Origin of the sequence: Enterobacter sp. CGMCC 5087, assembly GCF_003144775.1 — a bacterium.
Lineage (GTDB): Bacteria > Pseudomonadota > Gammaproteobacteria > Enterobacterales > Enterobacteriaceae > Enterobacter > Enterobacter cloacae_M.
The window spans coordinates 25,042-37,840 of sequence record NZ_QFXN01000035.1; the positions used below are offsets into that span (position 1 = coordinate 25,042).

Annotated in this window: 14 protein-coding genes and 1 pseudogene; 10 read left to right on the plus strand and 5 right to left on the minus strand. The window is 54.3% G+C overall.

What is annotated here, in order from left to right:
* Positions 1-57: 57 nt before the first annotated feature.
* The gene (locus DEO48_RS03320; RefSeq protein WP_109844368.1) at positions 58-1,419 is read left to right on the plus strand and encodes a GGDEF domain-containing protein; all 1,362 of its coding nucleotides are present in this window, start codon (positions 58-60) and stop codon (positions 1,417-1,419) included.
* A gap of 36 nt (positions 1,420-1,455) precedes the next feature.
* On the opposite strand, the gene slyA is transcribed toward DEO48_RS03320, so the two are convergent.
* Positions 1,456-1,896 carry a transcriptional regulator SlyA gene (gene slyA, locus DEO48_RS03325; protein WP_109844369.1) on the minus strand — a complete coding sequence of 147 codons (441 nt, stop codon included), beginning with the start codon at positions 1,894-1,896 and terminating at the stop codon, positions 1,456-1,458.
* A 186-nt stretch (positions 1,897-2,082) separates the two neighbouring features.
* Between slyA and DEO48_RS03330 the strand changes: the two genes are divergently transcribed.
* From DEO48_RS03330 to DEO48_RS03340, 3 genes are read left to right on the plus strand one after another with little or no spacing between them, the layout of a single operon-like run.
* Positions 2,083-2,319 carry a DUF1656 domain-containing protein gene (locus DEO48_RS03330; RefSeq protein ID WP_109844370.1) on the plus strand — a complete coding sequence of 79 codons (237 nt, stop codon included), beginning with the start codon at positions 2,083-2,085 and terminating at the stop codon, positions 2,317-2,319.
* 2 nt (positions 2,320-2,321) lie between these two features.
* Entirely contained in the window at positions 2,322-3,182 is an 861-nt protein-coding gene (locus DEO48_RS03335; protein ID WP_109844371.1) for an HlyD family secretion protein, read from the plus strand.
* Positions 3,182-5,215 (plus strand): FUSC family protein, encoded by a 2,034-nt coding sequence (locus DEO48_RS03340; protein ID WP_109844372.1) that lies wholly within the window; start codon positions 3,182-3,184, stop codon positions 5,213-5,215. Before DEO48_RS03335 ends, DEO48_RS03340 begins: the two co-directional genes overlap by 1 nt.
* Here DEO48_RS03340 and sodC read toward each other — a convergent pair.
* The 3 genes from sodC to DEO48_RS03355 all read right to left on the minus strand — a co-directional run bounded on the left by sodC (position 5,194) and on the right by DEO48_RS03355 (position 6,977).
* Entirely contained in the window at positions 5,194-5,712 is a 519-nt protein-coding gene (sodC, locus tag DEO48_RS03345; RefSeq protein ID WP_045887807.1) for a superoxide dismutase [Cu-Zn] SodC, read from the minus strand. The genes DEO48_RS03340 and sodC overlap by 22 nt on opposite strands.
* An 80-nt stretch (positions 5,713-5,792) precedes the next feature.
* Positions 5,793-6,689, minus strand: coding sequence for an aldo/keto reductase family oxidoreductase (locus DEO48_RS03350; protein WP_045401379.1), 897 nt, complete (start codon positions 6,687-6,689; stop codon positions 5,793-5,795).
* A 48-nt stretch (positions 6,690-6,737) separates the two neighbouring features.
* The gene (locus tag DEO48_RS03355; RefSeq protein ID WP_008500587.1) at positions 6,738-6,977 is read right to left on the minus strand and encodes a DUF1289 domain-containing protein; all 240 of its coding nucleotides are present in this window, start codon (positions 6,975-6,977) and stop codon (positions 6,738-6,740) included.
* 149 nt (positions 6,978-7,126) lie between these two features.
* On the opposite strand from DEO48_RS03355, the gene eptA reads away from it, so the two are divergent.
* From eptA to rnt, 5 genes are all read left to right on the plus strand, one after another.
* On the plus strand, positions 7,127-8,752 hold the full coding sequence (gene eptA / locus DEO48_RS03360) for a phosphoethanolamine transferase EptA (RefSeq protein WP_109844373.1): 1,626 nt from the start codon (positions 7,127-7,129) through the stop codon (positions 8,750-8,752).
* 41 nt (positions 8,753-8,793) lie between these two features.
* The gene (locus DEO48_RS03365; protein ID WP_047061657.1) at positions 8,794-9,393 is read left to right on the plus strand and encodes a TetR/AcrR family transcriptional regulator; all 600 of its coding nucleotides are present in this window, start codon (positions 8,794-8,796) and stop codon (positions 9,391-9,393) included.
* A 53-nt stretch (positions 9,394-9,446) separates the two neighbouring features.
* Positions 9,447-10,544: an alkene reductase gene (locus tag DEO48_RS03370; RefSeq protein WP_109844374.1), complete on the plus strand. Its 1,098-nt coding sequence runs from the start codon at positions 9,447-9,449 to the stop codon at positions 10,542-10,544.
* Between the two features lie 100 nt (positions 10,545-10,644).
* Positions 10,645-11,052, plus strand: coding sequence for a lactoylglutathione lyase (gloA, locus tag DEO48_RS03375; RefSeq protein ID WP_013096923.1), 408 nt, complete (start codon positions 10,645-10,647; stop codon positions 11,050-11,052).
* Between the two features lie 95 nt (positions 11,053-11,147).
* Positions 11,148-11,798, plus strand: a complete 651-nt coding sequence (rnt, locus tag DEO48_RS03380; RefSeq protein WP_023311355.1) for a ribonuclease T — start codon at positions 11,148-11,150, stop codon at positions 11,796-11,798.
* A 44-nt stretch (positions 11,799-11,842) separates the two neighbouring features.
* Here the strand turns inward: rnt and grxD are convergent, their stop codons facing one another.
* Complete coding sequence (grxD, locus tag DEO48_RS03385) at positions 11,843-12,190, minus strand: monothiol glutaredoxin 4 (RefSeq protein ID WP_003832760.1); 348 nt, start codon at positions 12,188-12,190, stop codon at positions 11,843-11,845.
* Positions 12,191-12,528: 338 nt separating this feature from the next.
* Here grxD and DEO48_RS27075 point away from each other — a divergent pair.
* Positions 12,529-12,799 (plus strand): annotated as a pseudogene (locus DEO48_RS27075) (endopeptidase); the annotation flags it as partial.

Sequence of the window (12,799 nt, forward strand, 5' to 3'; positions counted from 1 at the left end):
GCGCTAATTAATTAAACTCTTCGCATCTCTTTATTCATTATAAATTTGTAAAAATCTATGCTTGCGAATTGTCTCTCCCAAAAGAGCCGTTATATCGCGTTCTGTCTCGGTTGCCTTTTTGTAATCGGGATATTACACGCGCTGTTTTTAAAACTCGTTGAATGGGTTCCGTCCTTTTCACCGCTTTTATTCCCTACGCTCACTATTTTTCTTCTCGTGTTTCACCTGTTTATTGCCTGTTTTATGACAATGAAATACTGGTGTGACAAAAGACGGTTGTATCTGCTTGCAATCGCCTTTGCCTTTGCCGGGTCGGCATCGCTGATGGTCGGAACGCTGTCCAGCTTTCCCGCCTGGCTGGATCTCTATCAGTTCAATGTGGTGAACTACAATGATGCGATGATCTTCTATATGTTCCGCCATCTCCTAATCGCGGTGCTTTTTATCGTTTCGGCAATACTCTTTACCACGCGCAATTGTCCCCTTTCACGGCTGGCGCATATCGCTATTGTCAGCGCCGAGTTTCTCTTTACCGCCTTTGTCGTCGGGGTGGCCTGGATGTATTCCAGTCATTCTTCCTTTTTATCCATCGATCTTGTGGATAATGAAACTCGTGAGTTTATGGTTCTCTGGAGCCACTTTATTAATATTGCATTGGTTGCACTCTGGGTGGTCACATTAGCCACGCTGATGTTTATTACGCGTATACGCAATTTATTCTGGGTGGGCGGTAATTTTCTGTGCGTCTGCTATATCGTCACGCTCTCAATGCTGGTAGCGTGTGGACATGTCGAAGGGATATCCTGGTACCGCGCGCGATTATTTGAAACTGTCGCCACGCTGCTGATCATTTTTGTTCTGCTCTACGATGTTTTCAGGCTGTATCGCGACTCGCACATAAAGTATGAGCAGTCCTATCAGAACTCAATTCGCGACCCGCTCACGCTCCTGTATAACCGCAGTTATTTTTATGAATCATTAAAGCAGGCGCTGGATATCGCCAAACCCAGCCGTCCGGTTTCCGTCATCGTCAGCGATCTCGATCGCTTCAAGCGTATCAACGACACCTACGGGCATCTTCAGGGCGACAAGGTCCTGCAGTTTGTTGCTAATCTGCTGATGGATTCCGTGCGCCCCCAGGACATCGCGGCCCGTATCGGTGGTGAGGAGTTTGTTCTGATGCTGGCCAACACCTCATCAGACGCGGCGTACCAGGTGGCGGAACGAATTCGGTTAAATCTGAGCAGCTTCGATAACGCCAGCAGCGGCGGTCAACTACCGGAGCCGATCACCATCAGCATGGGGGTGTTTACGGCGACGTCAGCCGCAGTAGCCGCAGAAACGTGCGTGGAAAATGCCGACAAAGCGATGTATGAAGCGAAGGAGACCGGCCGTAACCGCGTGGTGGTCTTTAAATAAAAAAAAGGCCTTGCTGCTGCAAGGCCTTGTTGTTTGTCAGTCGCGCGACTGCAGCTCATGGATGTTTTGTTCCAGGCGGCCAATAAGGCTGATGAGCATTTCCAGCTCCGCCGGTGAAACGCCTGACAGGATCTCACCTCGCGTCTTCGTAATCACGGCTTCCATCTCAGTAATGATGGGAGTCGCTTTCTCTGTAAGTTTAATCCGCTTGGCGCGACGATCGCTGGCGCAGGTTTGCCGCGAGATCAACCCCTTCTCTTCCAGCTGGTCAAGCGTGCGCACCAGCGACGGTTGCTCAATCCCTATCGCTTTTGCCAGTTGTATTTGCGACTGATCGGGCGGCAGCTGATGAATGTTGTGCAGCGTGACCCAATGCGTCTGTGTGAGTTCCAGAGGTTTCAGGCGATGGTCAATCAGAGCACGCCAGACGCGTACCAACCTTGCCAGATCAGAACCTAATGGCGATTCCAATTTCATCTCCTTATAATTAGCTTGCTAAGTTATTATACTGATTTTAGAATAGTGTGCAGCATTTGTATTGCCAAAACAAATGCAATACTGCATTCATCGAACTTAAAAGTATGACTTACACTGAATTATGATGCTTCATCATACTAAGACAAGCCAACGCGGCATTCTGTTCACTGCAAAGGATTTCTGCCCGTGACGTTTTTACATCGCTCAGAGGGTTTACCCCTTCAGGACCTGATCTTCGGTGCGTCAGTCTACTTTCCTCCTCTGTTTAAGGCCGTTCTGGTGGGCTTTATCCTCTGGCTCATCGCGCATCGTCTGCTTCGCGACTGGATGTACTCCGGCGAAATCTGGCATCCCATGCTGATGGATCTTTCCCTGTTTGCCCTTTCCGTATGCCTGGGCCTTGCCGTGTTGACTGTGTGGTGAATATGTCCCTGAAAACGCTAAAGTACTTTTCCACCCTGTTTGTCCTTGCCCTCGCGCTGGTTGCGGGCTGGTGGATGTGGAATTTTTATATGCAGTCGCCCTGGACGCGTGACGGCAAAGTTCGTGCTGAACAGGTCAGCATTACCCCTCAGGTGTCGGGAAGTATTACGACGCTGTTGGTTAAGGATAACCAGTTCGTCAAAAAGGGAGACATTTTATTCCGCATCGACGACACCCCGTACCACATTGCGATCCTGAACGCCCAGGCGCAGCTGGCTAAAGCCCAGTCGGATCTGGCAAAGGCCAACAACGAGGCCAACCGCCGCCGCCACCTGTCGCAAAACTACATCTCAGCGGAAGATTTAGACACCGCCAATATCAACGTTAAGGCGATGCAGGCTAACGTCAACGTGGCGGAGGCGACGTTGAAGCAGGCGCAGTGGCAACTGACCCAAACCGTGATTACGGCACCTGTTGATGGATGGGTGACCAACCTCTCGGCCCGCGTGGGGAATTATGCCACCACGGGACAACCGATATTCGCCCTCGTCGACAGCCACTCCTTCTACGTCGTGGGCTATTTCGAAGAGACCAAGCTTCGACATATACGCAAGGGATCGCCTGCCGCCATTACGCTTTACAGCGGCTCGCAGAAGTTACAGGGTCACGTATCCAGCATTGGCCGCGCCATTTACGATCAAAGCGTTGAAACGGATTCAGGGCTGGTGCCGGACATAAAGCCGAACGTCCCCTGGGTGCGTCTGGCTCAGCGCGTTCCGGTTCGCGTGGAGTTTGACCGTTTACCGCAGGACATTACCCTTGTGTCCGGCACCACCTGCACTGTCTCCATCGGCAACCGGTGATGAAGCTGCAGGGTCTCTCCTGGCAAAACACGCCGTGGATGAAAGCGACGCGTCCCCAGTGGCGCTACGCTCTGCGTAACGGCATTGCCATGTGTCTTGCGCTAACTGTGGCTTATTACCTGAACCTGGATGAGCCCTACTGGGCGATGACGTCTGCGGCGGTGGTCAGTTTTCCGACGGTCGGCGGGGTGATCAGTAAAAGTCTTGGCCGCATCGCAGGCAGCCTGCTGGGTGCCACCGCGGCGTTAATTATCGCCGGCCATACGCTGAACGATCCGTGGCTGTTCCTGCTGAGCATGGCCGCATGGCTGGGGTGCTGTACCTGGGCGTGCGCCCATTTTACCAATAACGTCGCCTACGCGTTCCAGCTGGCGGGCTATACCGCCGCCATCATCGCCTTTCCGGTGGTTAACGTGCTCGACACCACCGAGCTGTGGGATATTGCCCAGGCGCGCGTTTGTGAAGTGATTGTCGGGATCCTCAGCGGCGGCTTCATGATGATGATCCTCCCCAGCACATCCGACGGCACCGCGCTCATCACCGCGCTGAAAACCATGCATACCCGGTTACTGGAACACGCGAGCCTACTGTGGCAACCGGATACCAGCGACGATATCCGCCTCGCGCATGAAAAGGTTATCGGACAGATCCTGACGATGAATCTGTTGCGCATTCAGGCGTTCTGGAGCCACTACCGCTTTCGCCGCCAGAACACACTTCTTAACTATCTGCTGCACCAGCAGCTGCGCATGACCAGCGCCATCTCCAGCCTTCGCCGGATGCTGCTCAACTGGCCAACGCCGCCTGAAAACACCCGTGCCGTGATTGAAACGCTGCTCGCGGCCCTTTCGCGCCCGGATGCGGACATTTACACCGTAGCGCGGATTATCGCTCCGCTCGCCCCGGTTGATGAGTACGACTACCGCCATCGCGCCTTCTGGCAGCGCCTGAATTACTTCTGCCGTCTGTACCTGCGCAGCAGCCGCTGGATTACGGCCATCGAAAACGCGACCCCATTGACGGAGTTCAACGTCCCCGGCAGCCCGGCACTCGCGCGCCATATCGACTATCTGGAAGCGCTGTGGAGCGGTTTTCGCACCTTTTGTGCGCTGATGCTGGTGGGGGCGTGGAGTATTACCACGCAGTGGGAGTCCGGTACGGCTGCCCTGACGCTTGCCGCCATCAGCTGCGTGCTTTACTCCGTCGCGGCCTCGCCGTTCAACTCGCTTACGCTCCTGCTGCGCACGCTGGTGCTGCTGTCGCTGTTCAGCTTTGTGGTGAAGTTTGGCCTGATGGTGCAGATAAGCGATCTATGGCAGTTCCTGCTGTTCCTGTTTCCCCTGTTAACCACCATGCAGCTTCTGAAGCTGCAAATGCCTAAGCTGGCGGGCCTCTGGGGACAGCTGATTGTCTTTATGGGCTCGTTTATCTCCGTGACGAATCCACCGGTTTATGATTACGCCGATTTTCTCAATGACAACCTGGCGAAGATCCTTGGCGTGGGGCTGGCGTGGCTGGCTTTCGCGGTGTTACGTCCCGGCTCCGATGCACGCAAGAGCCGCAGGCATATCCGGGAGTTACGCAGAGGGTTTGTCGACCAGCTCAGCCGTAAACCGCATCTGAGCGAAAACGAATATGAATCTCTGGTCTATCATCACGTCAGCCAGCTGAATAACAGCCAGGATGCGCTGTCCCGGCGCTGGCTGCTGCGCTGGGGCGTGGTGCTGTTGAACTGCTCGCACGTGGTCTGGCAGCTTCGCGCGTGGGAAACGCGTTCCGATCCGCTGTCGCAGGTTCGTGATGTTTGCATCTCCCTGCTGCGCAATGTGATGAGCGAGCGCGGTGTCCAGCAGCGGCCGCTCGAAGCCACGCTGAATGAACTGCAGCGGATCTGCGATACGCTGGCACAGCATCATCTGCCCGCAGCCCGTGATTTGGCCTCGATAATCTGGCGCCTGCACTGCTCGCTCTCGCAGCTGGAACAGGCACCGCCACCGGGAACGATTGGGGATCAGATCACGCCGCACGCATAGCGTGCCCCGCCGCCGCCAAGCGGTTTAGGCCGATCGGACATATTGTCGCCGCCGACATGGATCATCAGCGCTTTGCCTTTCACCTCATCCAGCTTTTTCAGTCGCGGCGCGACGACGGGATCTGTGGCTTTACCATCGTTATTCACCACCAGCACTGGCAGATCGCCTAAATGCCCCATTCCATCCGGGCCTTCATGCTTGCCGGAATGCTGCGGATCGAGGTGCCCTCCTGCCGCTTCCGCCGCAGACGGTTTACCTTCTTTTAAAGCTGGCTGACAGCTGCCTTTGGCATGAACATGGAAACCATGTTCGCCGGGAGGGAGGGCTTTGAGGTTGGGGGCAAACTCCAGTCCTTTATCGGTTTCAGTGATTTTCACCGTTCCGATGGACTGACCCACACCCTGTGGGGTGACGAGATTCATTTCAACTTCGTCACTGGCTGCCTGCGCCCCTGCGCAAACAACCAGCGTGACCAGTGCCAGAGCAAAACGCTTCATATGACCTCCGCGGGTTATTTTTTGCCCCTTAAGTGTATACCAGGGGCAAAGATTTCACCGGAAAGTCATCTTCAGGCGGTTTATGGTACGTCGTAACCCAGCGCGGCCTTACGGATGCGGAACCACTGCTGACGGGTCATCTCCAGCTCTTCAGCGGCTAGCGCAGAACGCACGCGTTCTATTTTGCCGGAGCCGATAATAGGCAGAGGTTTTGACGGCAGGCGCAGGATCCATGCGTAAACAACCTGTTCGATGCTCTCCGCGTTCAGTTCGCGGGCGATGGTTTCAAGCTCGTTGCGCAGCGGCTGGAATTCATCATCATTAAACAAGCGTCCGCCCCCCAGGCAGGACCACGCCATCGGGCGAATGCGCAGCTGCTGTAGTTGATCGAGCGTACCGTCCAGCAGCAGCGGCTGGTGTACCGGGGAGATCTCAACCTGGTTGGTGGCCAGAGTAAACGGCAGACGAGACTGAAGCAGCGCAAACTGTGCCGGGGTAAAGTTAGAGACGCCGAAGTGACGTACTTTCCCACTCTGATGCAGGTTCAGGAAGGCTTCCGCCACCTCATCGGCATCCATCAGCGGGTCGGGGCGGTGGATTAACAGCAGGTCGATACGATCGGTCGCCAGATTGACCAGCGACTGCTCGGCGCTCTTGATGATATGCGCGCTGTCGGTGATGTAATGACCGAGGGCGTGTTCAGGTTTTGCCGTGGTGGCAATCCCACACTTCGTGACGATCTCCATGCGATCGCGCAGCGCAGGAACCAGCTTAAGCGCCTCGCCGAACGCGGCCTCGCACTGGTATCCACCGTAAATATCCGCATGATCGACCGTGGTGATGCCTAAATCAAGATGCTCTTCAATAAAGCTCGCCAGCTGGAGGGGGGACATATTCCAGTCCATCAGGCGCCAGTAGCCCATGACAAAACGGGAGAATTCTGGCCCCTGGGGGGCAAGGGTAATTCGCTGAACCATAACATTTTCCTCAAGGACGTAATGTCATGAGTATACGCAATTACCGTGTTAAAAAAGTGAAGGTTGCTGGGGTTCTTCGGTTTCACCCGCTTTGTTTGCGCGTATTTTGCGCAGAAGACGCTGTCGGCAGAGGCGTAACACCTCCTGCTTTTGCGTGTCGCTAAAGTTTTGCCAGTTAAAACGCTCATCGCGGGTACGCATGCACCCGCGGCAATATCCGCGTTCATCGACCTGACAAATACCCCGGCACGGGCTCTGGATGGGGAAAAACTCCAGCTGCTCTGCCACACTCACCTCCCGAAAGCTCCTCTCACCTACAGTGAAGACGTTAATCGCATCACGTGCAAGGCCTATATCACAGATTTATGGCATTAAGGTTTCACTAATCTTCCCTCTCTATACTCGGTCCATCATGACAATAACGGGTTTACCGATCGATGTGGTTAATCAAAAAGTTACAATGTAACGACATTAAATTTACTCTGGGCTGTGCACTCTTTTTTACTCTGCTGAACGGACTGTTTATCCAGCGCAGCTGGGCCATTATCGGCCCAGTCCATCTGCACGACTTCCTCTTTGCCGCCTCCGTACCGCTGGTGCTGTTTTGCGGCTGGGTGATTGTCTTTAGCCTGCTTAACATCCCGTATCTCCGCAAGCCGCTGCTGATTATATTGACGATCGGATGCGCCGCGGCAACCTACTTTATGTACACCTATGGCGCGGTGATCGATCAGAACATGATTGTGAACGTGTTCGAAACCAACTCTCAGGAAGCGACCGCTCTGGTGACCCCACAGATGATTCTGTGGATTGTTATAGCCGGCATCGTTCCCTCCGTGGTGCTGGCGTTGACCCGGATTCGTACCGGAAAATGGTGGTACGCGCTGCTGACGCGCGTTGCCGCGATGCTCGGTGCTCTGCTGGTGATTATCCTGATTGCCGCGCTGTTTTATAAAGATTACGCGTCGCTGTTCCGCAATAACAAAAGCATCGTCAAAATGGTCACCCCGGCGAACTATGTCAGCGCCGTGGTGAAGTACAGCAAAATGCGCTGGTTTGCCGGTGATCAAACGCTGGTGCGCATTGGTGAAGATGCCCATAAAGGGTCACTGATTACCGGTCAACAAAAGAAAACCGTTCTGGTGCTTGTCGTCGGCGAAGCCTCTCGCGCGGCAAACTACTCCCTGAACGGTTACGAACGCGAAACCAACCCGGAGCTGAAAAAGCAGGACGTGATTAACTTCCCGCAGGCCTCCTCGTGTGGTACCGAAACCGCAGTTTCCGTTCCCTGCATGTTCTCCGGTATGACGCGCAGCAAATACGATGCCGACCTGGCTCACCATCGCGAGGGACTGCTCGACGTGCTTAAGCATGCGGGTATCAATTTGCTGTGGCGCGACAACGACGGCGGCTGTAAAGGTGCCTGCGATCGCGTGCCACATACCGACATGACGCAGTGGCAGCTGGATCAGTTCTGCAAAGACAAATCCTGTATTGACGATGTGAACTTCTACCGTCTGGACAACGTGCTGGATGGCGTGAAGCAAGATACAGTGCTGGTTATCCACCTGATGGGGAGCCACGGTCCGGCATACTATCGCCGTTACCCGGACAACTTCCGTAAATTCACCCCAACCTGCGACACCAATGAAATTCAGGATTGCGATCATCAGGCGCTGATCAATACCTATGACAACACTATCCTCTATACCGACAGCATGGTCAGCAAAACCATTGATGCGCTGAAAGCGCGCCAGTCGAGCATGAACACCGCGCTGATTTATCTCTCAGATCACGGTGAATCGCTGGGCGAAAGCGGTATTTATCTGCACGGTACGCCGTATATGCTGGCGCCGGAGCAGCAAACGCATATTCCGTTTATGTTCTGGCTGTCACCGGATTACGCGAAAAACTTTGGCATCAACGAACAGTGTTTGCGTGACCATGCAGCAAAAAATGCGGTTTCCCAGGACAATTTATTCTCAACCGTATTGGGTATGATGGACGTGAAATCAACGGTTTATCAACCGCAGCTGGATATACTGAGCGCATGTCGTCAGTAAACTCGCTTGCATTAGACCGAACGGTCTATTAGAGTGCGGCCATGAGCAGAAATACTGAACACGATACCCGCGAACATTTACTGGCAACCGGCGAGCAGCTTTGCATGCATCGCGGGTTTACCGGTATGGGGTTGAGCGAGCTGTTAAAAACCGCTGAGGTTCCGAAGGGGTCGTTTTATCACTACTTCCGGTCCAAAGAGGCTTTTGGCGTAGCGATGCTGGAGCGTCATTATGCTGGCTACCACCAGCGTCTGGCGACCCACTTTGCTTCAGGTGAAGGTAACTACCGGGATCGTGTTCTGAACTACTATCAGGAAACGCTGAACCAGTTCTGTCAGCAGGGCATTATTAGCGGATGCCTGACCGTTAAGCTGTCTGCGGAAGTGTGCGATCTTTCTGAAGATATGCGCACGGCGATGGATAAAGGTGCCCGCGGCGTTATCGCCCTGCTGGCCCAGGCGCTGGAGAAAGGCCGCGATGAAAAAACGCTGGCCTTTTCCGGCGAACCGTTAACCCAGGCGCAGGTGTTATATGCGCTCTGGCTAGGCGCTAACCTGCAGGCAAAAATTTCGCGCAGTGCCGTGCCGCTGGAAAGCGCGCTGGCACATGTGAAAAACAGCATTACTGCGCCTGGCATTTAACAGGCGTTTTTATTTACCCAACTACTAGTCGACTGGTCTACTCAGGAGTCTTTATGTCAGCTGAAAAATTATTTACCCCCTTAAAAGTGGGTGCCGTCACTGCGCCAAACCGCGTGTTTATGGCTCCGCTTACCCGTCTGCGCAGCATTGAGCCGGGCGACATCCCAACTCCACTGATGGGTGAATACTATCGTCAGCGCGCAAGCTCTGGCCTGATCATCACGGAAGCCACGCAGATTTCCGCTCAGGCTAAAGGCTATGCGGGTGCGCCGGGTCTTCACAGCCCGGAACAGATCGCCGCATGGCAGAAAATCACCGCGGGCGTTCACGCTGAAGAGGGTCGCATTGCGGTCCAGCTGTGGCATACCGGTCGTATCTCCCACAGCAGCATTCAGCCTGGCGGCCAGGCTCCGGTCTCCGCTTCGGCCCTGAGCGCAAATACCCGTACGTCCCTGCGTGATGAAAACGGCAATGCGATCCGCGTGGATACCTCTATGCCGCGCGCGCTTGAGCTGGATGAAATTCCGGGTATCGTGAACGACTTCCGCCAGGCCGTGGCCAACGCCCGTGAAGCCGGTTTTGACCTGATTGAGCTGCACTCCGCGCATGGCTACCTGCTGCACCAGTTCCTGTCACCGTCGTCTAACCACCGCACCGACCAGTACGGCGGCAGCGTTGAAAACCGCGCTCGACTGGTGCTGGAAGTGGTTGACGCCGTATGCCAGGAGTGGAGCCCGGATCGTATCGGGATCCGCATCTCTCCAATCGGTTCTTTCCAGAACGTCGACAACGGTCCGAACGAAGAAGCCGATGCCCTGTACCTGATCGAAGAGCTGGCAAAACGCGGCATCGCTTATCTGCACATGTCCGAGCCGGACTGGGCTGGCGGTAAGCCTTACACGGACGCTTTCCGTCAGAAAGTGCGCGAGCGTTTCCACGGGGTGATCATCGGTGCGGGGGCTTATACCCCGGAGAAAGCCGAAGATCTGATCGGCAAAGGGCTGATCGATGCCGTCGCGTTTGGCCGCGACTATATCGCCAACCCGGATCTGGTTGCCCGTCTGCAGAAAAAAGCGGCCCTGAACCCGCAGCGCCCGGAAAGCTTCTACGGCGGCGGCGCGGAAGGCTACACCGACTACCCTTCTCTGTAATCTCGCCGTTGTTCATTGATAGCGGCGATACTTCGCCGCTATACTAAAACATCGTTTCTGTTCAAAAAGACAGTCTATTCCATTGGTTAATGAGGAAATTATGCGCCTACTTCACACCATGCTGCGCGTTGGCGACCTGCAACGTTCCATTGATTTCTACACTAACGTCCTGGGCATGAAGCTGCTGCGCACCAGCGAAAACCCGGAATACAAATACTCGCTGGCGTTTGTGGGTTACGGCCCGGAAACGGATGAAGCGGTGATCGAGCTGACCTACAACTGGGGCGTAGACAGCTATGAGCTGGGCACCGCCTACGGCCACATCGCGCTGGAAGTGGACAACGCGGCCGAAGCGTGTGAGCGCATTCGCAGCAACGGCGGTAACGTTACGCGCGAAGCGGGCCCGGTAAAAGGTGGCACCACCGTGATTGCGTTCGTGGAAGACCCGGACGGTTACAAAATCGAGCTGATTGAAGCCAAAGACGCGGGTCGCGGTCTGGGCAACTGATCCCTCAGGGCGCAACATGCGCCCGTAGTTTTACTGCATCACCCTGCAAAATTTGCCATAATGCGCTCTGCTTTTTCCCCTTGTAAGAGACCCTGATGTCCGATAACGCTCAATTTAGCGGTCTGTGCGACCGTTTTCGTGGTTTTTATCCCGTTGTCATTGATGTAGAAACAGCCGGATTTAACGCTAAAACCGATGCGCTGCTCGAAATTGCCGCCATCACGCTGAAGATGGATGAACAGGGCTGGCTTACACCGGACACCACGCTGCATTTCCACGTTGAACCTTTCGAAGGGGCAAACCTACAGCCGGAAGCGCTGGCGTTTAACGGTATCGACCCGCATAACCCGCTGCGTGGTGCAGTCAGTGAATATGATGCGCTGCACGCCATTTTCAAAATGGTGCGTAAAGGCATGAAAGAGAGTAACTGCAGCCGCGCCATCATGGTGGCCCATAACGCCACCTTCGATCACAGCTTTACTATGGCCGCCGCCGAGCGCGCCGCGCTTAAACGCAACCCCTTCCATCCTTTTGTGACCTTCGACACCGCCGCACTGAGCGGCCTGGCCCTGGGACAAACGGTGTTATCAAAAGCCTGCATCACGGCGGGTATACCTTTTGACGGTACGCAGGCGCATTCCGCGTTATACGACACGGAGCGCACCGCAGAGCTGTTCTGTGAGATCGTCAACCGCTGGAAGCGTCTGGGCGGCTGGCCGCTGCCGATGGGCGACAGCGAAGAATAAAAAAAAGCGACCTTATCAGGTCGCTTTTTTATTTGCGCAGAAAATTACTCTGCGTCCGGCTCTTCGGTTTTGTACTTCGCCGCCGTCTCTTTGATCAGCTGCTGCAGTTCGCCGCGCTGATACATTTCAATCAGGATATCGCAGCCGCCAACCAGCTCACCGTCAACCCACAGCTGTGGGAAAGTCGGCCAGTTAGCGTACTTAGGCAGCTCAGCGCGGATGTCCGGATTCTGCAGGATATCAACGTAAGCAAAACGCTCACCACAGGCTGACAGCGCCTGAACCGCTTGTGCGGAGAAGCCGCAGCTTGGCAGCTTCGGAGAACCTTTCATATACAGCAGAATCGGGTTTTCAGCGATCTGGCGCTGGATTTTTTCAATAGTGGTGCTCATGTCTTGCTTCCTTTAACTTCTGTTACGGCATTCGTCTGACATTGTAGCGGTTCAGACTGGCATCGGAAAATAACATTTTTGTCACGTTTATACATTCTACCCCGAGTCACGAAAAGTTGCATTGCAAATGGTGTTTACCCCTGCGGCAGTCAGGGTTTTGCTTAGGGAGTGGGCAAATGTGCGACAGAACGATGAATTTTTTTGCACTTGCTAACGAAACACGATTGTAGATTGAAAAATGCTATTAACTTTCTGGGTTTTTATAGATTAGAATCGACGGGCTTTGTAAATCACACGCGGGTATTATTGATGACCTGCATTTATCAGGGGACTGCCCAGTGGCGCGGATAAATAAAATCTCGATCACGCTCTGTGCTTTACTGTTTACTTCACTCACTTTCACGCCAGTGGCAAACGCCTCTCAGCAGGCGCGGCATTCTGCTGTACAAAAAAACCATCTGGTGAAAGCCACAGAACGTAAGAAAAAAACCACCGCTAAGAACGACAAGAAAAAAAAACCGGCTCAGACGAAACAGACCGCTTCCAGCAAGACGAAAACAAAACCTTCCCGCACTGCCCACTCCGCTAAAAGTAAAGCTTCGCAAACCG